The sequence below is a fragment of the Lysobacter helvus genome, assembly GCF_018406645.1.
GTDB lineage: Bacteria > Pseudomonadota > Gammaproteobacteria > Xanthomonadales > Xanthomonadaceae > Noviluteimonas > Noviluteimonas caseinilytica.
Map to the genome: position 1 here is coordinate 715,196 of NZ_AP024546.1, position 16,686 is coordinate 731,881.

20 protein-coding genes are annotated in these 16,686 nt (G+C 68.2%); 8 read left to right on the forward strand and 12 right to left on the reverse strand.

Annotated elements, in window-relative coordinates; genetic code table 11:
* The first annotated feature begins 29 nt into the window (after positions 1–29).
* Positions 30–806: a hypothetical protein gene (locus LYSHEL_RS03595; protein ID WP_213435746.1), complete on the forward strand. Its 777-nt coding sequence runs from the start codon at positions 30–32 to the stop codon at positions 804–806.
* Between the two features lie 199 nt (positions 807–1,005).
* Positions 1,006–2,688 carry a HEAT repeat domain-containing protein gene (locus LYSHEL_RS03600; RefSeq protein ID WP_213435748.1) on the forward strand — a complete coding sequence of 561 codons (1,683 nt, stop codon included), beginning with the start codon at positions 1,006–1,008 and terminating at the stop codon, positions 2,686–2,688.
* 23 nt (positions 2,689–2,711) lie between these two features.
* On the opposite strand, the gene LYSHEL_RS03605 is transcribed toward LYSHEL_RS03600, so the two are convergent.
* The 3 genes from LYSHEL_RS03605 to LYSHEL_RS03615 are packed head-to-tail and all read right to left on the reverse strand — an operon-like array spanning position 2,712 to position 5,025.
* Positions 2,712–3,287 (reverse strand): NADPH-dependent FMN reductase, encoded by a 576-nt coding sequence (locus LYSHEL_RS03605; RefSeq protein ID WP_213435750.1) that lies wholly within the window; start codon positions 3,285–3,287, stop codon positions 2,712–2,714.
* A complete protein-coding gene (locus tag LYSHEL_RS03610; protein ID WP_213435752.1) occupies positions 3,287–4,597 on the reverse strand; it encodes a PQQ-dependent sugar dehydrogenase in 1,311 nt (436 codons plus the stop codon). Before LYSHEL_RS03610 ends, LYSHEL_RS03605 begins: the two co-directional genes overlap by 1 nt.
* Positions 4,594–5,025 (reverse strand): DUF2231 domain-containing protein, encoded by a 432-nt coding sequence (locus LYSHEL_RS03615; RefSeq protein WP_213435754.1) that lies wholly within the window; start codon positions 5,023–5,025, stop codon positions 4,594–4,596. Before LYSHEL_RS03615 ends, LYSHEL_RS03610 begins: the two co-directional genes overlap by 4 nt.
* 185 nt (positions 5,026–5,210) lie before the next feature.
* Here LYSHEL_RS03615 and LYSHEL_RS03620 point away from each other — a divergent pair, with 185 nt between their 5' ends.
* Both LYSHEL_RS03620 and LYSHEL_RS03625 read left to right on the forward strand, forming a co-directional pair.
* The gene (locus LYSHEL_RS03620) at positions 5,211–6,119 is read left to right on the forward strand and encodes an alpha/beta hydrolase family protein (RefSeq protein ID WP_213435756.1); all 909 of its coding nucleotides are present in this window, start codon (positions 5,211–5,213) and stop codon (positions 6,117–6,119) included.
* On the forward strand, positions 6,116–7,759 hold the full coding sequence (locus LYSHEL_RS03625) for a bifunctional AfsR/SARP family transcriptional regulator/alpha/beta hydrolase (protein ID WP_213435758.1): 1,644 nt from the start codon (positions 6,116–6,118) through the stop codon (positions 7,757–7,759). Before LYSHEL_RS03620 ends, LYSHEL_RS03625 begins: the two co-directional genes overlap by 4 nt.
* A gap of 32 nt (positions 7,760–7,791) precedes the next feature.
* Here LYSHEL_RS03625 and LYSHEL_RS03630 read toward each other — a convergent pair whose 3' ends face one another.
* The 5 genes from LYSHEL_RS03630 to LYSHEL_RS03650 all read right to left on the reverse strand — a co-directional run bounded on the left by LYSHEL_RS03630 (position 7,792) and on the right by LYSHEL_RS03650 (position 10,674).
* Positions 7,792–8,190: a hypothetical protein gene (locus LYSHEL_RS03630; protein WP_213435760.1), complete on the reverse strand. Its 399-nt coding sequence runs from the start codon at positions 8,188–8,190 to the stop codon at positions 7,792–7,794.
* A complete protein-coding gene (locus tag LYSHEL_RS03635) occupies positions 8,183–8,590 on the reverse strand; it encodes a heavy-metal-associated domain-containing protein (RefSeq protein WP_213435762.1) in 408 nt (135 codons plus the stop codon). Before LYSHEL_RS03635 ends, LYSHEL_RS03630 begins: the two co-directional genes overlap by 8 nt.
* A gap of 20 nt (positions 8,591–8,610) precedes the next feature.
* Positions 8,611–9,264 carry a hypothetical protein gene (locus LYSHEL_RS03640; protein WP_213435764.1) on the reverse strand — a complete coding sequence of 218 codons (654 nt, stop codon included), beginning with the start codon at positions 9,262–9,264 and terminating at the stop codon, positions 8,611–8,613.
* A gap of 71 nt (positions 9,265–9,335) precedes the next feature.
* Positions 9,336–9,704: a hypothetical protein gene (locus LYSHEL_RS03645; protein WP_213435767.1), complete on the reverse strand. Its 369-nt coding sequence runs from the start codon at positions 9,702–9,704 to the stop codon at positions 9,336–9,338.
* 70 nt (positions 9,705–9,774) lie between these two features.
* A complete protein-coding gene (locus LYSHEL_RS03650; RefSeq protein ID WP_213435769.1) occupies positions 9,775–10,674 on the reverse strand; it encodes a LysR family transcriptional regulator in 900 nt (299 codons plus the stop codon).
* 130 nt (positions 10,675–10,804) lie between these two features.
* On the opposite strand from LYSHEL_RS03650, the gene LYSHEL_RS03655 reads away from it, so the two are divergent.
* From LYSHEL_RS03655 to LYSHEL_RS03670, 4 genes are read left to right on the forward strand one after another with little or no spacing between them, the layout of a single operon-like run.
* Complete coding sequence (locus LYSHEL_RS03655) at positions 10,805–11,179, forward strand: VOC family protein (RefSeq protein WP_213435771.1); 375 nt, start codon at positions 10,805–10,807, stop codon at positions 11,177–11,179.
* Positions 11,166–11,969: an SDR family NAD(P)-dependent oxidoreductase gene (locus tag LYSHEL_RS03660; RefSeq protein WP_213435773.1), complete on the forward strand. Its 804-nt coding sequence runs from the start codon at positions 11,166–11,168 to the stop codon at positions 11,967–11,969. The genes LYSHEL_RS03655 and LYSHEL_RS03660 overlap by 14 nt, the downstream gene beginning before the upstream one ends.
* Before the next feature lie 35 nt (positions 11,970–12,004).
* Positions 12,005–12,697, forward strand: coding sequence for a DUF6058 family natural product biosynthesis protein (locus LYSHEL_RS03665; RefSeq protein WP_213435776.1), 693 nt, complete (start codon positions 12,005–12,007; stop codon positions 12,695–12,697).
* Between the two features lie 32 nt (positions 12,698–12,729).
* Complete coding sequence (locus LYSHEL_RS03670; RefSeq protein WP_244858646.1) at positions 12,730–14,007, forward strand: glycoside hydrolase family 2; 1,278 nt, start codon at positions 12,730–12,732, stop codon at positions 14,005–14,007.
* A gap of 98 nt (positions 14,008–14,105) precedes the next feature.
* Here LYSHEL_RS03670 and LYSHEL_RS03675 read toward each other — a convergent pair whose 3' ends face one another.
* From LYSHEL_RS03675 to LYSHEL_RS03690, 4 genes are all read right to left on the reverse strand, one after another.
* The gene (locus tag LYSHEL_RS03675) at positions 14,106–14,828 is read right to left on the reverse strand and encodes a L,D-transpeptidase (protein WP_244858647.1); all 723 of its coding nucleotides are present in this window, start codon (positions 14,826–14,828) and stop codon (positions 14,106–14,108) included.
* Between the two features lie 4 nt (positions 14,829–14,832).
* Entirely contained in the window at positions 14,833–15,102 is a 270-nt protein-coding gene (locus tag LYSHEL_RS03680; protein ID WP_213435778.1) for a hypothetical protein, read from the reverse strand.
* 217 nt (positions 15,103–15,319) lie between these two features.
* Positions 15,320–15,904, reverse strand: coding sequence for an SCO family protein (locus tag LYSHEL_RS03685; protein WP_213435779.1), 585 nt, complete (start codon positions 15,902–15,904; stop codon positions 15,320–15,322).
* Entirely contained in the window at positions 15,901–16,686 is a 786-nt protein-coding gene (locus tag LYSHEL_RS03690; RefSeq protein ID WP_213435781.1) for a formylglycine-generating enzyme family protein, read from the reverse strand. Before LYSHEL_RS03690 ends, LYSHEL_RS03685 begins: the two co-directional genes overlap by 4 nt.

Below are 16,686 nucleotides of genomic sequence, written 5' to 3' on the forward strand. Positions count from 1 at the left end.
CGCCCGGGGTTGGCGCGTTTGCCTGCGGCATGCCCCAGCGAATCGCCCGGCGCCTGCGCAACCACGACTGGATCGGCGCGCTCATCGAGCTGGCGATCGTGGTGGCCGGCATCCTGATCGCGCTGCAGGTGAGCAACTGGAACCAGGACCGCAGCGACACCCGGCGCAAGCACGCTTACCTCTCGCGCATCGTCGCCGACCTGGACACCGACCTGCAGGTCAACGGCAACCGCGATCGCTTCCTCGCGCAGGTGCGCGCGTACGGCGAACAGGCGCTCGCGCATGCGGAGACCGGCGCATTGGTGGAAGGTTCGGCGTGGAAGACCGTGCTTGCCTATTTCCAGGCGGGCCAGTTCTACGCGTATTCGCGGGAAAGCAACACGTTCGCCGAAATGCGCGACGCCGGCGACCTGGGCCTCATCGCCGAACCGCGCGTGCGCAGCCAGCTCGCGTTCTATTACGAATCCAACACCAACCTGCTCGCGGACAGCATGATCATGAACCTCGTCCCGCAATACCGGCAGGACATCCGCAGCGTCACGCCGATCCCGGTGCAGGACTACATCTGGACGCATTGCTTCCAGCTGTTGCCGGGCAGCGCGCGCGACCAGCGCATGGTCGACTGCCCCGCGCCCATCGACGAGGCGCACGCACGCGCCATCCTGGCGAGCTACGCGCAATTCCCCGAACTCGCGCGCGAACTGCGCTTCTGGCTCTCGAGCCAGCGCATCTCGTCGCTGACGACGCCGGAAGACCGGCGCGATGCGACGCAGCTCAAGGCGCGGCTGGAAGCGGAGTTGCGCTGAGGCTACCCTGCGCACGGGCGCCGGTCGGGGGACCGCGCAGGGGATCACGATGATGCGACTCGTACGCGCGACGCGACTCTGGTGTGTGCTTGCCTGTGCGTTTGCCGCCGCGCCTTGCGCTGCGTGGACGCCGCCGGCGACGCCGCCGGGGGAAACCTGCGAATCACTGGACGCGTGCGTCGCGACGATGCGCGTGTTCGTGCGCGACAAGGACCCGGCCGAAGTGCAGCACTGGAATGCCGCCGGGGTGCTGGCCAAACGCGTCCTCACGTTCGCGGGCGCGCAAGCGCGATTGGTCGAGCTGCTGGCGGATCCCGACAAGCGCATGGCGGACCTGGCGTCGACGGCACTCGTCGCCGGACCCGCCGTCGACCCGCGCTTCCTGCCGCAACTCGTCGCGGCCCTCGACCGCGATCTCCGCAACCTGCCGATCGCGCTCGGCTCGATCCATACCGACGAAGCCGCGCGTCACCTCGTGCGCCACTACATGGCGAGCAATGCCTATCCGGGGGGCGCCGCCGCGGAAGGCGTGAAGCGCGAGGGCGCGCTCGCCGTCCCGCATCTGGTCGAAGCGACGCGCAACGCGCGATGCTGCGACCACGCCGACGCCGCGCGCCTGGCCGGACTGCTGCACGAGATGCAGGACAAGGCCGCGGGTGCAGCGCCCGGCCTGATGGCGATCGCGAACGATGCCGCGAGCTCCGACGCGTTGGCGGGCGACGCAGTCTCGGTGCTGTCGGCGCTGGGAGTCCACGCGAACGCGATGGCGCCCCAACTTGTCGCGTTGCGTGCACGACGTCCGGCCATCACGGACGCGATCGACTCGGCCCTGGTCGCGATCGGCGCGCCCAGCGGCGAGATCCTTTCCAGCCGGCTGGGCAAGGCCAACGCGGAGGAACGCGAATGGATCCTGCGCGACATCGCGCGCGCCGGTCCGGCGGCGCGCGGCGTCGGGCCGGATCTCGTGCGGATGCTCGCCGACGCCGATCCGGCCGTGCGCCTGCAGGCGGTGGATGCGATCGGCCGCATCGGTTACACGCAGGGCGTCGATGCACTGGTGCCGCTACTCGACGATCCGCGCGATGTGAAGTTGAACTGGACGGCCGCGGAGGCGCTCGGACGATTGCAGGCGCCGCAAGCGATCCCGGCGCTCGAACACACCGCGGCATCGCACTGGTATCCCGACGTTCGCGACGAGGCCCGGCGCGCCATCGACGCGATCCGGACAGGCACTGCGGTGGAACAGGACGAGTTCGCATGGACTGTCGACCAGCTCGGCGCCGACGCGGCCTGCGATGTCGTGGACGTGCGCGTGGCCGAACCGGGACGCCGCGACAAGCTGCGCAGCGAGCGCGACGACGCCGCGTTGAAGAAGCTCGCCTACGCATCGACCGTGGTGGGTTATGGCGCGGCGGAAGGCACCGCGCCGGTCGACGGCATCATCCACGTGACCGAGCAGAACATGGTGCGCAACGAAGAACACATCGAGCAGGTGCCGTCGGTCGGGCTACGTGTCGACGGTGGCTGGCTGGTCGGCGGCGATCGCGGCGAATGGGGTGGCGAGCTCGTCTTCTTCGGCGACGACGGCCTGCGACAGACGATCCGCGACGGCAACATCCAGGGCCTCGGACGCATCGGCGACCGCATCGTCGCGGCCGGCGGCATCGCGCACATGACGCTCAACGACGGCATGTTGCTCGACGTGCGTCGCGGGGACGATGGGCGATGGCAGGCCACGGCCTGGCGGGGGCTTCCGGGTGCGCCCCGGGACCTGTTGCGCGTGGATGACGACACGTCGCTCGTGCGCACGCAGAGCGGCGACATCCTCGTGGACGCGGACGGCACGCTGCGCCTGGCGCGTTGCAAGACTAAGCGCCGCTGACGGGCCTGCGCGCGTCCAGCGCCTCAGGCATCCCGCGGCAATACGGTCAGCACGCGCGCGATGAACAGGTGGTACTCGCGCAGGAAGTTGCGCAGGAATTCCTCGGTCGAGGCCTCCGTGACTTCACCGCTGTCCGTGATCAGGCCCGGCTTGAACTGGAGGTAGGCCTCCACGGTGTTCATCAGCGGCGAGTTGCAGAAGCACAGCACGCTGCGCAGGTGTTGTTGCGCCACCGCGGTGCCGATCGCGCCCGGCGAGGTGCCGATCAACGCCGTCGGCTTGCGCGCGAACGAGTTGGTGCCCCACGGGCGGCTCGCCCAATCGATGGCGTTCTTCAGCGCGCCCGGGATCGAGCGGTTGTATTCCGGCGTGACGAACAGGATCCCGTCGACCTCGGCGATCGCCTGCTTGAAGGCTTTCGCGACCGGCGGATAGTCCGCGTCGTAGTCGTAGCTGTAGAGCGGCAACTCGCGGATCGGGATTTCCTTGAGCACGAGTTTCGCGTCCGGGGCGAGCTTGGTCAGCGCCTGCGCGAGCAGACGGTTGATCGAGGCCTTCGCCAGGCTCCCCACCAGGACACCCACGGTGTACGTCGACATCATCCACCTCCTGCGGGCGCTTGCGGCGCCACGCGCCAGATCGTGTTCGAAAGATCGTCCGCCACGATGAGCGCACCGCGCGGATCGACGGTCACGCCGACCGGCCGGCCGCGCGTCATGCCATCCGTGCCGCGGAAGCCGGTGACGAAGTCGACCGGCGGGCCCGCGGGCCGTCCATCGCGGAACGGCACGAAGACGACCTTGTAGCCGACGGGGTTGTGCCGATTCCAGCTGCCGTGTTCACCGACGAACACGCCGTCGGCGAACCGCGCGCCCATGGACGGCATCGAGAACGCCACGCCGAGTGCCGCGACGTGCGAGCCGAGGCCGTAATCCGGACGGATCGCCGAGGCGACTTTTTCCGGATTACCGGGCTGCACGCGCGGGTCGACGTTCTGGCCCCAGTAACTGAAGGGCCAGCCGTAGAAGCCGCCTTCGCGCACCGACGTCAGGTAATCGGGCACGAGGTTCGGGCCGAGTTCGTCGCGTTCGTTCACCACGGCCCACAAGCGGCCCGTGCCCGGCTGGATCGCCAGTGCGGTGGGATTGCGCAGGCCGGTAGCGTAATTGCGGTGCGCGCCCGTCGTCGCATCCACTTCCCACACGCGCGCGCGATCGAGCTCGGCGTCCATGCCGCGCTCGGTGATGTTGCTGTTGGAGCCGATGCCGACGTACAGCAAGCGCCCATCCGCGCTGGCGGCGAGCGACTTGGTCCAGTGGTGGTTGATCGCCGACGGCAACTCGGTGACCTGCACGGGCTTGCCGCTCGCGTGCGTTTGCCCGTCGCGGTAGTCGAACTTCAGCAACGCATCCTGGTCGGCGACATACAAGCGTCCCTCGACCAGCGCCAGGCCGTACGGTGCGTTGAGGTGATCGGCGAAGACGGTCTTCAGTTCGTACTTGCCGTCGCTGTCCGCGTCGCGCAGCAGCGTGAGGCGGTTGCCGCCTTTTACGGGGCTGGTGCCTTTCGCCTTGATGCGCCCGGCGACGAAATCCTTCGGGCGCAACTTCGGTTCGTCGGCACCGCCGCGGCCTTCGGCAACGAGGATGTCGCCGTTGGGCAGGATCAGGGTTTGCCGCGGGATCGCGAGATCGATGGCGATGGCGGTGATCGTGTATCCGGCTGGGACCGCGGGACGCGCGTTGCCCCAGGCCGCGGGACTCGCGATCGCCATGTCGGGCAACAGGCCACTTTGCTGTTCCGGGAGCTTCGGGTTGGCGCCGACCTGCGGCACGTCGGGATCGGTGCCGCCGCACGCACCCAGCAGCGTTGCGGAAACGAGAATGGCGAGAGGCTTCATGCGGTTCATGGCGTGCTCCTCCAGCGATAGCTGGTGAAGCCGAGCCACGTCGCGATGCAGGCCAGCACGAACACCACGATGGACAACACGAATCCCGTCGGCATCGTGGCAAACGCATCGCGCGAGTGCACGAAGGCGTCGATCAAGCCGAGCACCCACAGCACCAGCACGACGAGCAAGGCGATGGGACGAAGCCCGCGACGCCGGTCGGCGCGCAGGAATTTCGCCACCTCGCACAGCAGCGCGAAGCCCGCGAACACGAGGCCCCCGGCGATCAGCCAGATGGCGAAGTTGACCCACTGCACCTGGTAGCTCGTGGTGTAGGCGTAGTCGCTCAGCACCGCGCCCAGGAACAGCGGCACCATCGCGGACAGGAAGAAGGCGTGCGCCGGGTGCAGGGGCGCGGCGTGCGTCGGCTCGGCCGTTGCGGTGACCATGACAGGATTCCTTCGAAACGCGAGGTCGCTTCGCGCTGCCACACCTTCGGAGCGACGGCGTGTACGAGGTGTGTTGGCACGCGCATCCCAACGGATGAGCTGACGGCGCGGCGCGCAGGCCAGCGGACGATCAGCGGACGCACGATCCTTACCTTCGCGGCTCCTTCCGGAACCTGGAGTCCGCCATGGCGATCTTCGAATCCATCACGTCCTTCTTCACCGACGACGATGCGGCGACGACCGTCGCCCTCTTCAACCATTCACGACCGCACGCGCGCACGCCGGTGTTCGTGTGCCTGCCGGCGATGGGTGTCGCCGCAAGCTTCTACACGCCGTTCGCCGAAGCGCTTGCAAAGGCGACCGCGGGCGTGGCGGTGCTCGCCGACCTGCGCGGACAAGGCAGCAGTCCGGCGCTTGCACGGCGCGGTGCACAGTTCGGATACCACGAGATCGTGGCGCAGGACATTCCGGCGTTGCTCGATGCGATCGCCGCGCAGTTTCCCGGGAGGCCGCTGTACCTCGTCGGCCATAGCCTCGGTGGCCAGCTCGGCAGTCTTGCGGCCGTGCACGCAGCGCGCCGGTTGTCGGGCTTGATCCTGGTGGCGAGCGGCACCGCGCACTATCGCGCGTGGCCACAAGCGCTGCGGTGGCGCGCGCGCATGACGGTGCAGGCCGTGCGGTTCGTGTCCGCGTTGTTGCCGTGGTATCCGGGCCGATTGCTGGGCTTCGGCGGCGACCAGCCGCGTCGCTTCATGGCCGACTGGCGTCACAACGCCAGCACCGGCCGGTATCGCATCGCCGGCAGTAGAATCGATTACGAGGAGGCGCTGCATGACGTCGCGTTGCCCGTGCTGTCGGTCGAACTGCGCGACGATCCCGTGGCGCCGACGGGCGCGACGCGCGAACTGCTCGCGAAGCTTGCGTCCGCTACGATCACGCGGCGCCGGATCGACGGCGTCACCACCGACGCACCGTGGCGCCGCCACTTCTCGTGGGCCCGGCATCCGGATGCGGTGGTCGCCGAGATCGTCGCCTGGACGTGCGCACGATCGCGCCGGGTCGCCAACGCGTGTGTCGAGCGGGACGCGGCATGAGCGTTGAGGCCGCGGCGCATTCCGCGCTTCGCGTGCTCGGCCCGGTGCGGCTGGAGCACGCAGCGGGTGCGTTCGAGCCCGGCGCGCGCCGCGAGCAGGCGGTCCTCGCGCTGCTCGCTGCCGAAGCGCGTCCGATGAGTCGTACGCGCCTTGCGGCCATGCTGTGGCCGGACGCAGATGACGTCGACGCGCGCGGGCGACTGCGGCGGTTGTTGCATGCGTTGTCGCGCCACGTGAGGCACGACGCGTTGGTGGTCGATCGGCAGACCGTTGCGCTTGCAGGCGACGTGAGTGCCGACACCGATCTGTCGGCGCTGCGTCGCGCGCTGGCAGATGGCCTGTATCGCACGAACGAGGACACGGGCGAGGCGCGGCTAGCAGCCCTCGAGGAATCGGCGCGACTGGCCGCTGCGGAGTTCGCGGAAGGCCTGGTGCTCGACGAATGCGACGAACTGTCGGCATGGCTCGACCGGCAACGCGAATCGCTGCGCCAGGCGCGCGCGCAGGCGCTCTCGCAACTCGCCACGCGGCTCGAAGGCGCGGGACAGCACGCGCGCGCGCTCCACCATGCGCAGGACCTGGTCGCGATCGATGCGTTGAACGAAATCGCGCAACGCCAGGTCATCCGGTTGCTGGCCGCCGTCGGACCGCCGCACGCAGCCTTGCAACAGGTCGCGCGCTTGCGGCAGGTGCTGCACGACGAGCTCGGCGTCGAACCGGAAACCGAGACGCAGCAGCTCGCCGACGAAATCCACGCGCGCGAAGCCGGCGCGACGCCGCGCGCAGAGACGCCAACGCCCGTCGCGGTGCGCTACACGCGCAGCGGCGATGTGCACCTCGCCTACCAGGTGGTCGGCGATGGGCCGCTCGATGTGCTGCTCGTGAGCGGCTTCGTTTCGAACCTGGAGCAAGCGTGGGAGCCCGGCGGGCCGGCGGACTTCCTGCACGCAATCGCGCGGGACTTCCGGCTCATCCTGTACGACCGGCGTGGGGTCGGGCTTTCGGATCGCACCGTCGATCCCGCCGACACGTCGGTGAGCAGCGCGGATTCGCTGGCGATCCTCGACGCGGCGGGCAGTCGCCGTGCACTCGTGTTCGGCGTGTCTGAAGGCGGGCCGATCGCGATCCGCCTGGCCGTCGAGCATCCGGAACGCGTGGCGGGCCTGGCGTTGTGGGGCACGCTCGCGCGCGGCACGTCCACGCACGATTACCCGTGGGCGCTGACGGCCGCGCAATACGACCGTTGGCTCGATGCGCTCGTCGCGCAATGGGGACGGCCGGTGGCGCTCGACACCTTCGCGCCGGACGACGCCAACGATCCGGTGCTGCAACGCTGGTGGGCGCGGATGCTGCGCCTGGGATCCAGTCCGCGCTGCATGCAGGCCGTGCTGCGCACGCTCGCGCTGAGCGATGTGCGCGCGTTGCTGCCGCAAGTGCGCGTGCCCACGCTGGTCATGCATCGCACGGGCGACCGCGCGGTGCGCGTCGGCGCCGGCCGCCAACTCGCAACCGCCATTCCCGGCGCACAGTGGCGCGAATGGCCCGGCACCGCGCATTGGTGGTGGCTGGGCGAGACGGCGCCGATCCTCGAGGCGATCGCGGAGTTCGCGAGAAGATTGTCGAACCACGTCGCGCGCTAGGGGAAGCGATTCTCCTCCCCTGCGCCGTTGGATCAGGCCATCAATTTCGGCAGCACGAACGCGAAGGCCGCGCCCGTGGCGACCGCGACGAGCGCGAACCACCACAGCACCGCACTGACCGCGCGCAGGCGACGGCACGCCGCCGCGGCCGCCGGATCGGCGGGACACGGCAACGATCGCGCGCGCCACGTCATCGCACCGGACAGGGCGAGCATCACCGTTGCGGTGCCGAACACGAGCGCCTTGTGCTCCGACAACCAGATGAGTTGCGGCACCGCGGTGACAAGCCCCGCCAGCGCCGCACCCGCGCCCAGCGCCACCATGACGGCGGGCAGCACGCAGCACACGAGCGTGCCGGTGCTGGCGAGCAACGCCAGCGCGGCGACACCGACGTTGCGCTTGAGCGGTGCGTTCGCGACGACGTCACTCATGCGTGCCCATGCCCGGCATGTCCTGCATGGCGCCGTCGTGGTGGTGCTTCGCCGGATCGGCCTTCGGCTGCGCCTTCTCGTTCGACACGCGCGCGCGGATCGCCGAGATCGGTTCGTCGGTGCGGCGGATCGTGACGAGCTTGTAGCCGGCATCGGTGATCGCCTTCTTCAACGCGGCGTCGTCGATGTCCTGCCCGCCCTTGAGTTCGACGGCGACGATGCGGTGCTCGAGGCTGACGAACACGTGCGACGTGGCCGGGAATTCCTTCAGCGTCTTCTCGATCCCCTGCGCGCAGAACGCGCACACCAGGCCGTTGACGTCCATCTCGATCGTCTTCGCGAACACGCCCGGCGCAATGCCGATGAGCGCGGCGAAGAACAGGGCTTTGAAAATCTTCATGTGTGCTTTGTCCTTGGAAATCAGAAATTGAACATGGCCATGGCTTGCACCTTGCCGTCGGTCGTGGCGCCGAATTCCACCCACGTGCCGCCCTTGAAGAAGCGGACGAGCAAGGCGGTTTCGGTGCCTTCGGAGATGCCGCCGGTATAGCGGCGCCCCTGGACGACGAACCACGTGGCCAGCTTGTCGTAATCGTGCGCGTACGGCGCCCACCCGAGTTGCACGGTGTCGATGCGGTGGGAAAACCGGTCGCTATCGTGCAGGTCGGACCGGAACGACGAATACACGCGCCGCGTTTCGTAGTCGGCCTGGACGCCGACGTTGCGCGACAGCTCGGGTCCTTCGAAATCGTTGCCCGTCGCGCGCCCGAGGCCGCCCCACACGAAGACGTTGGCCTGCGCGTCCGGCAGGTTCCATCGCTTCGCGAGCAGGTTGGCGCGCAGGTAGCTGATGTTGCGTCGCTTCGCCCCGTCTTCGCTGTCGAGTTCCAGCCACCCGCCACCGACCGAATACCAGTAGCGCGGCGCGTAGAACATCTGCGCCTCATACATCGTGCCCGCGCCCCACTCCAGCATCAGCGTCTTGCCTTTCGCGAACGCGATCGGCTTCGCCGTCGCCGCCAGCGGCAACAGCCCGAGCAGCAAGCAAGCTGCCCAGCGTTCCAACAGGTTCATGCCATCGCTCCATGGAAGCCGCACGCGGCGGCGTCGGGCGCACGCAGCGCCCGCGGATCACTTCGGAGGGATCAGGCGATGGGCGGCCGGAGTGGCGTCTCGAGGACGCGCGAGGGCACGAACAGCACATCGATGGTGACGAAGCGATCCGGCACCGGAACGTGTGCGGAGACGCGCGCCATCGCCGGCAAGCACGCCGCGGCGCCCAGGCATGCCGCGAGGCTGCAATGCGCCTTCGCGCAAGGATCCGTGGCGGGCGCCTGCTGCATCGCGTCCATGTGGTCGCACGGCATGTCCATCGCCACCGCCGGCACGGCCGGCGCAGGGAGGCTGGCGATCGCCTCCTGCGCCGCGACCACGGGCGCCACGACCCCGGCCAGGCTCATCGAAGCGACGAGGACCAGGTGCAGCGCGAGGCGGGCGAGGTTGCGGAGCGGCATGGGCGGGATTCTACGCCCGCCAGCGAACCCGCAATGTGCGGCGGATCCAAAGCCTGCATCGGATGCTGCCTCACTGCTTCGGATTCAGACACGCCCCCAACAGCTCGAACTCCCCCACGACATGATCCACCAGGGCGCGAATGCGTGGGGTGTCGCGCATGTCGGAATGGAAGCCCACGCGCACCCATCGCACCGGCGCCGGATGTGGCAATGCCACGCGACGCAGCCGTGGCTCCCGGTCCGCAAGCAGGCAGGGCAACACCGCCATTGCCACGCCATCGCGCACGGCCGCCATGTGTGCGCGCAACCCATTCGAACGCAGCACGATGCGCGCGTGACGCGCCAGCGCCGGCAACCAGGCTTCGTGCGGCACTTCACCCGCGGCGCGATCGAGATAGACGAGGCGGTGACCTTCAAAGCCGTCGCCGACATCCGGCGTTCCATGCTGTTGCAGGTATTCCGTGGATGCGTAGAGCGCATAGGCGACTTCGCCCACGCGACGCTCGATGAGGTTTTCCTGTTCGAACGATCCGAAACGAAAGGCAAGATCCGCCTCGCCGCGGGCCAGGTTGAACACACGCGTCCCGTTGATCAACTCGATCTGCACGCCCGGATGTGCAGCGCCGAACCGCGCCAGCATCGGCGCGATTACGTCGTCCCCCAGCCAGTCGAGGCTGGTCACGAGGATCTCGCCGCTGAGCCCGGTGTCGCGCGCCGCCACCTGCCGCTGGATCGAAAACGCGCCCGCGTCCATCTGTTCCAGGCCGCCGACCAGTGCGAGCACCAGCGCCGTGGGCCGCAACCCGCCAGCCTCGCGATCGAACAGCTTCGCCTGCAGGCTGCGTTCCAGTGCGTCGAGCCGGCGACTCACCGTTGGCTGTGTCGTGCCCAATGCGCGCGCGGCGGCGCTCAGCGTTCCGTGGCGGACGATGGCAAGCGCGACTTTCAGGTCATCCCAATTGATCGACATCGCATCTGTCCATACGGTTTTGAATGACGGGCATACCGCATCGTTGACTGCGTTCGCGATGGGCGCTGCCTAGACTATCCAGCATTCCCTGGCGATCCCACCTGCCGTTGCGCACCTTGACGAGAAGCCCATGCTGCAGATGGACCATCTGATCCTGCGCGTCGCCGATCCTGCAGCCTCCGTGCGCTTCTATCGGCAAATCCTGGCCCTGGAACACGAGCGCGCACCACCCTTCGAGGTGCTGCGCATCAACGACGATTGCGTGATCGATCTGCTGGCCGAAGCGCCGAAGGACACGATGCACCTCGCCTTCAGCCTCGGCCGGCAGGCGTTCGACACCGTGCGCGAACGGCTGCAGGCGTCCGGCGTTGCCTTTGGCAGTTCCGCCTTCGTCCGCGACGGTCGCGTGGCACGCCAATACGGCGCACGCGGCTGGGGAGACGCGTTGTACTTCCACGACCTGGACCACCACAACATTGAAGCAAGGACCTATGACAAATCCTGACGCTGTTGCCGGGCCCGAGAGCGTGGCCCCTGTTTTCCCCGATTTGCGGGGCAAGGTGGCGGTCGTGACCGGTGGCTCCCGCGGGATCGGCGCCGCCACCTGTCTCGCGCTGGCGCGCAACGGCGTGCGCCTGGCGATCAACGGGCGTGATGTCGCGGCCTTGCAGGCCAGTCTCGCCGCCGTCCAGGCACTGGGCGTGGAAGCGATCGCCGTTCCGGCCGACTGCTCGGACCTGGCGCAGGTCGAGCGCATGCGCGACGCGGTCCACGCGCAATTCGGTGCACCCGACTTCGTCCTGGCCTTCGCCGGTGGCGGTACCGGCAAACCGGTGCCGGTACAGGACGTCAGCGAGGAAGATTGGCGCTCCAGCATCGACAACAACCTGACGTCCACGTTCTTCACCATCAAGTGCTTCCTGCCCGGCATGCTGGCGCGCGGCAGCGGCGGCATCCTGACGATGGCGTCCGCGGGCGGCCGCATGGCGTCGGGTGCACCTGCGGGCTATGGGGCGGCGAAGGCCGGCGTCATCATGCTCACGCGCCATCTGGCGCAGGAGACCGGCCCCGGAGGCTTGCGGGTGAACTGCATTTCCCCGTCCGCAGTGCTGACGGAGCGCACGCAAGCGACGCTTCAACCGGAACGGCGGGCGCAGATGTTGCGCGCATTTCCCCTGGGTCGCCTGGGTACGCCGGACGACATCGCCGAGGCATCACTGTTCCTGCTCAGCGATGCCTCGTCCTGGATCACCGGCATCGTGCTCGACGTCGCCGGCGGACGGGTGATGGTGTGACACCGATGGGTCAACGAGAGGGCAGCGCACACGTCATGGGCGATATTGCGACCTACCTTGAACGCAACTTCCGCACTGCCCCGCAGTTGGCAGCGGACTGTTCAATCGCACCTGATGCGCTGTACCGGCTTGTCGACGAACGACTCGTCCCTGCGCCCTCGTACTCGGTCTCCGCGGAGGGACGCCTGCTGTCCAAGGCATTCGGCGAATTCCCGGCGGGCGCGGCAACACCGGGCGATTACTTCCATCCCGCGAATGCAACCTGGGTTGCACGCGCGCTGGAGGCCCGCGAACGACTCGGTGCCCGCGAAGCGCATCACGCGCTGAAGGCGCGATTCCAGCACAACTTCGCATTGGCCTTGCGCGAATGCGATCGCACCATTTTCCGCCTGGCCGACAGTTTCACCGACGCAGGCCAGCTGCGCGCGGAAGGCATCGGGGCGCGGACCGCGGAAGCCTGGGAGGCGTTCCTGGACGGGATCTACAGTCTTTGTGTCGCAGACCCGTCGTCCGAAATGTCGATCGCGCGGAAGGAAGTCCTGCAGGAGGCACTCAACACGTTGAGCAACGACGAAGGCGAATGGTCTTCGGCAGAGGGCAAGGCGCGCGTGGGCCTGCTCATCGACCAGTATGCGCAGGCAGCGATGCCGTTCTCGCCGCTGGAATATGCACGCAGCAGTCGAAAGCGCCTGGTCGATGACCTGCGCGAGAAACTCGGCGCGCAGTAGCCATGGCCTCGACGTCGCCGCCGATGGACACCATGCAACGCAAACTGCTGATCGCCATCGTCATCGCGACGCTGGTGGCAATGGCGCTTTCGGTCGTCGTCCTGGCGATCGGCGGCCGTCCCGACCCGGTCGCGCTACGCGCGGCGGCCACCCTACTGGATGGTGCGTGGCGATTCCACACCGGTGACGATCCCCGCTGGGCGGATGCCGACATGGACGACGCCGGATGGCAGGTGATCGACATGACACCGTTGCCAGGCAGCCATGACGGCGACGTGGGACTGCCCGACTACGTGGGCGGCTGGATGGCGCACGGCCATCCCGGGTATCACGGCTACGCCTGGTACCGACGCGCGGTGACGGTGCCCGCCGCGCCGGCCACGTGGGAGATCCTCGGCCCCACCCTGGTCGAGGATGGCTACGAACTGTATTGGAACGGCGAGCGGCTTGGCGGATCGGGCAGGCTCGGTCTCCATCCACGCGTCGTGGGAACCCGTCCGCTGCGGTTCGTGCTTCCCGCAGGTGCGGCGGGAACCCGCGGCATGCTGGCCATCCGGACTTACATGCTGCCCGGCACCGCAGCCAGCCCGGACGGCGGCGGCATGCACAGCGCGCCAATCCTTGCGCCGCAGGCAACGGGCGTCGCGCTTCACCGGGCGCAATGGGAAAGGACCATTGCGGGTTACGTCGTCGACGTGATCGAGCCGATCGGCATGCTGGCGCTCATTGGCCTGGCGCTCGGCTGCTGGCCGCGCAGTCGCCGCAAGGGGTTCCTGGTGTTTGCGTGCATTGCCCTCGCACTCACCGCAGCGAGGCGACTGAACAATGCGATCGTCGCGTCGACCGACCTGCAGGCCCTGACGACCTATGCGCGCCTCGCGTCGGTCATGTGGGCGCCGACGATGGTGGCTTGGGCGCTGGCGTGGAACCGCTGGTGCGTCCCTTCGCGGCGAAGCATCGATGTGCTGGCCGTCGTGCTGGGGGTTGTCGGACTCGTCGGCGTCCTGATCGATTCACCCCATTGGACAAGCGTCGCCCGGTTCGGCGCGATCGTGCTGTTCGTCGTCATCGCCGTGCGAGTGATCCGCGAAGGCCCGACACGCGTCCTGGCGCTTTTCGCACTCGCTTCGGTCGTGGCCGGGCTGTTCGGCGGCGAACTGCTGGATCCCATCGGCGTGCCGGGCATCTGGTTCCCCTTCGGCATCGGCGTGTCGCGAACGCAATACATCTACGCCATCGGCATCCCGCTGCTGGGCTTGCTGATCGTGCGCAGCATGCAGCCAATGGCTAATGCGTCGATGACGCCTTAGCCGCGATCGTGTTACGGAATCGGGGCTGTGGAACCGGCCCGAAGCGGACGCCGGGTTGCGCTGCCTCGCACCATCACGGCAACGCGCCGCCGCGCCATTCACTCGCGCGCGCGCTGCCCGCGTTTCCCCTCGTTTCCTTCCGCAGTCTCGCGAGCGTGCACGAACTCCGGGAATGTCTCCGCCAGCGACGCCGTGTCCGGCAGGATGTAGAACACGCCACCCCGCTCAAACGTGGGACGGATGACCTGCTCGTAGAACTCGGGCGAGACGTTGATGCAGCCATGCGTGACGCGGTTGTCGCCCGGCGAAGGCGATGCCAGGCGTTCCACGCGTCGCTCGGCCGGGACACCCGTCGCCGTCGGGTGGATAGAGATCGCCGAATCGTAGTCCACCCACAGCACGCGTCCGGCGTCGACCGATGGCCCGAAACCGCCCACGAAGCGCCCCGCGGGCGTCGTGCGATCACGGCCGGGAATCTCGCGAAGCGCAAGACCGGCGATGCCGGGGGCCACGTGATCGCCGATCGCCGAGCCGAAGAGACCCGGTGCCGCGCCGCGAAGCCGGCCGTCGCCGCCGAACACCAGGATCTGTGCGGAGGCCTTGTCGATGACCGCGAACGGATAGCCCTGACTGTCCTTGGACGCGACGACCCAGCCCGCGAGCTCGATCACCGTTCGGGAGACCTCCTGGCCACGCGGAAGCTGGTCGACTGCCGCGACCGGTTGCGCGACGACCTCCTGCGCGCTGGCGACGCCCAAGCTCGCGATCGCGAGCGTGAGCGCACCAGCAGCGGCCAGAACCGTTCGTCGCCCGTTGGTCAAGCGATCAACCGCGCGGCTTGCGTTTCGGCGCCGTTTCGAGCGCCTGGACACGGCTCTCAATGGTATCCAGCCGTTGGTTGGCCTGCTGAGCCGATTGATTGGCCGCTTCGGCGCTCTGGGCGGCGCCCTGCACCTTCGTGTCGAGTTGATCCAGGCGCGAATTGATCGTCGCGAACTCATCGTCGTAGGTGGCGCAGCTGGCAAGACCCACGGTGGCGACGATGGCCAGGCCGAGCGTACGCACCATCGCGAGAGGTTGCTTGGTCGTCAACATGTCCAATCCTCCTTGTTCGGGGAATTGGAATATAGCGGCCTTTTCGCCGCAGCCATGGCACGCATTTAGAGAACGTTGGATTACGTGGATGGCGTGTGAAGGTGTGGCCGCTGATGTGTTGCCGAGCGCGACTCCCGCGACACTCGCACCCAATCGATCGGTATCGAGAGTTGCGAGGTGGTTACGGACCTCGCCGCGACTACACCGCGGGAGGACGCTACTTCGCCAGCTGCGCGCGCACGGCCGACAGGAAAGCCGCATCGGGCTCCGGCCCCACCTGCTCGGTGCGCGCGACGATGCGCCCTTTCGCGTCCAGCAGGACCAGCGCGCTGGTGTGGTTGAAGTTGCCGTCGGCCAGTCGGCGATAACGCACATCGAGGACGCCGGCGATCTTGCGCACGTCGGCTGGCGCAGGCGCGGCGACGAGCCAGCGCGTCGTGTCGATATTGCGCTTGGTCGCCGTGTCACGCAGCACGGCCGGCGTGTCGCGCGCCGGGTCGAGGCTGATCAGCACCACGCCCACGCGTTCGCGTTCGGCGGCCGGCAGCGCGTGGACGACGGCCTTGGCCGACTCCACGATCAGCGGGCACATGTACGGGCAGGAGGTGTAGAACATCGCGACGATGCGCGGCTTGCCCTCCAGCGCGCGCCAGTCCTGCGTCTTGCCGCGTGCGTCGGTGAGCGGCACCGATAACTGGTACACCGAATCGGCCGGCCGCGCTGCAGGCGTGCCGGCCTGGGCTGCGCCGATCGATGCAAACAGCAGCGCGACGCAGGTCGCCATCGCCCGCAGGTGTTTCATCGAACACTCCTTGCACACCTGAATCCGAGGTTGGCCGTGGCATCGCGTGCCTCCAGCGACGAAAGCATCGCAACGCGCATCAGCACCACGTAGTTGTCGCGGTCGTCCGTCGACAGCGCCCCCGCGCCGCAGAACTTGTTCCGATCGGCATCGCCCTGGTTGCGGTCGTCGCCGGAGACGAGCAGCGACGCGAAGTCGTCCGTCCATTCCCACACCAGGCCATGCATGTCCTGGAGCCCGTAAGCATTCGGTGCCTGCAATCCTGCACGCGGAAGCGCGGCGTCGGACGGGCGCGATTGCCACGCGAGGATGCGTTCCCGCCACGCGGGATCGTTGCGCGCATCACGGCGCGTTTCGTCGGCAGCCGCCGCGTATTCCCATTCGTTCCAGCTCGGCAACCGCGCGCCGACCGACGCGCAGTAGGCGTCGGCGGCGAACCAGCTGACCCAGGTCACCGGTTGCTCCGGCAGTGCGCGATCGCCGAGCGTGGTCGGTCCCTGCCAGTGTTCGAGGTACCGGCCCTCGGCAAAGATCTTCGGTGCGCGACCACGCTGCCACTCCGGGTGCGCGCGCACGAACGCGAGGAACTCGCCGTTGGTGACCGGCTTGCGCATGAGCGAAAACGGCGCGATCCGGACGCCCTGCTTCGCATCCTCGTACGCGAGCGCAGACTTGAACGTGCCACCGGGCAGTCCTGCGTAGCCCGGCGCGGCGTTGCCAGCCGCCACCGCGAACGTGGCAAGACAGGTCAACGCCCACGCGCCGGCGACCACTGCACGCAT

Bases quoted from the DNA above. Each gene is read 5' to 3' on its own strand.
- LYSHEL_RS03595 (WP_213435746.1), top strand. From the start codon at position 30: ATGCCCCAGCGAATCGCCCGGCGCCTGCGCAACCACGACTGGATCGGC.
- LYSHEL_RS03605 (WP_213435750.1), bottom strand. From the start codon at position 3,287: ATGTCGACGTACACCGTGGGTGTCCTGGTGGGGAGCCTGGCGAAGGCC.
- LYSHEL_RS03610 (WP_213435752.1), bottom strand. From the start codon at position 4,597: ATGAACCGCATGAAGCCTCTCGCCATTCTCGTTTCCGCAACGCTGCTG.
- LYSHEL_RS03615 (WP_213435754.1), bottom strand. From the start codon at position 5,025: ATGGTCACCGCAACGGCCGAGCCGACGCACGCCGCGCCCCTGCACCCG.
- LYSHEL_RS03620 (WP_213435756.1), top strand. From the start codon at position 5,211: ATGGCGATCTTCGAATCCATCACGTCCTTCTTCACCGACGACGATGCG.
- LYSHEL_RS03625 (WP_213435758.1), top strand. From the start codon at position 6,116: ATGAGCGTTGAGGCCGCGGCGCATTCCGCGCTTCGCGTGCTCGGCCCG.
- LYSHEL_RS03630 (WP_213435760.1), bottom strand. From the start codon at position 8,190: ATGAGTGACGTCGTCGCGAACGCACCGCTCAAGCGCAACGTCGGTGTC.
- LYSHEL_RS03635 (WP_213435762.1), bottom strand. From the start codon at position 8,590: ATGAAGATTTTCAAAGCCCTGTTCTTCGCCGCGCTCATCGGCATTGCG.
- LYSHEL_RS03640 (WP_213435764.1), bottom strand. From the start codon at position 9,264: ATGAACCTGTTGGAACGCTGGGCAGCTTGCTTGCTGCTCGGGCTGTTG.
- LYSHEL_RS03645 (WP_213435767.1), bottom strand. From the start codon at position 9,704: ATGCCGCTCCGCAACCTCGCCCGCCTCGCGCTGCACCTGGTCCTCGTC.
- LYSHEL_RS03650 (WP_213435769.1), bottom strand. From the start codon at position 10,674: ATGTCGATCAATTGGGATGACCTGAAAGTCGCGCTTGCCATCGTCCGC.
- LYSHEL_RS03655 (WP_213435771.1), top strand. From the start codon at position 10,805: ATGCTGCAGATGGACCATCTGATCCTGCGCGTCGCCGATCCTGCAGCC.
- LYSHEL_RS03660 (WP_213435773.1), top strand. From the start codon at position 11,166: ATGACAAATCCTGACGCTGTTGCCGGGCCCGAGAGCGTGGCCCCTGTT.
- LYSHEL_RS03665 (WP_213435776.1), top strand. From the start codon at position 12,005: ATGGGCGATATTGCGACCTACCTTGAACGCAACTTCCGCACTGCCCCG.
- LYSHEL_RS03670 (WP_244858646.1), top strand. From the start codon at position 12,730: ATGCAACGCAAACTGCTGATCGCCATCGTCATCGCGACGCTGGTGGCA.
- LYSHEL_RS03680 (WP_213435778.1), bottom strand. From the start codon at position 15,102: ATGTTGACGACCAAGCAACCTCTCGCGATGGTGCGTACGCTCGGCCTG.
- LYSHEL_RS03685 (WP_213435779.1), bottom strand. From the start codon at position 15,904: ATGAAACACCTGCGGGCGATGGCGACCTGCGTCGCGCTGCTGTTTGCA.
- LYSHEL_RS03690 (WP_213435781.1), bottom strand. From the start codon at position 16,686: ATGCGTGCAGTGGTCGCCGGCGCGTGGGCGTTGACCTGTCTTGCCACG.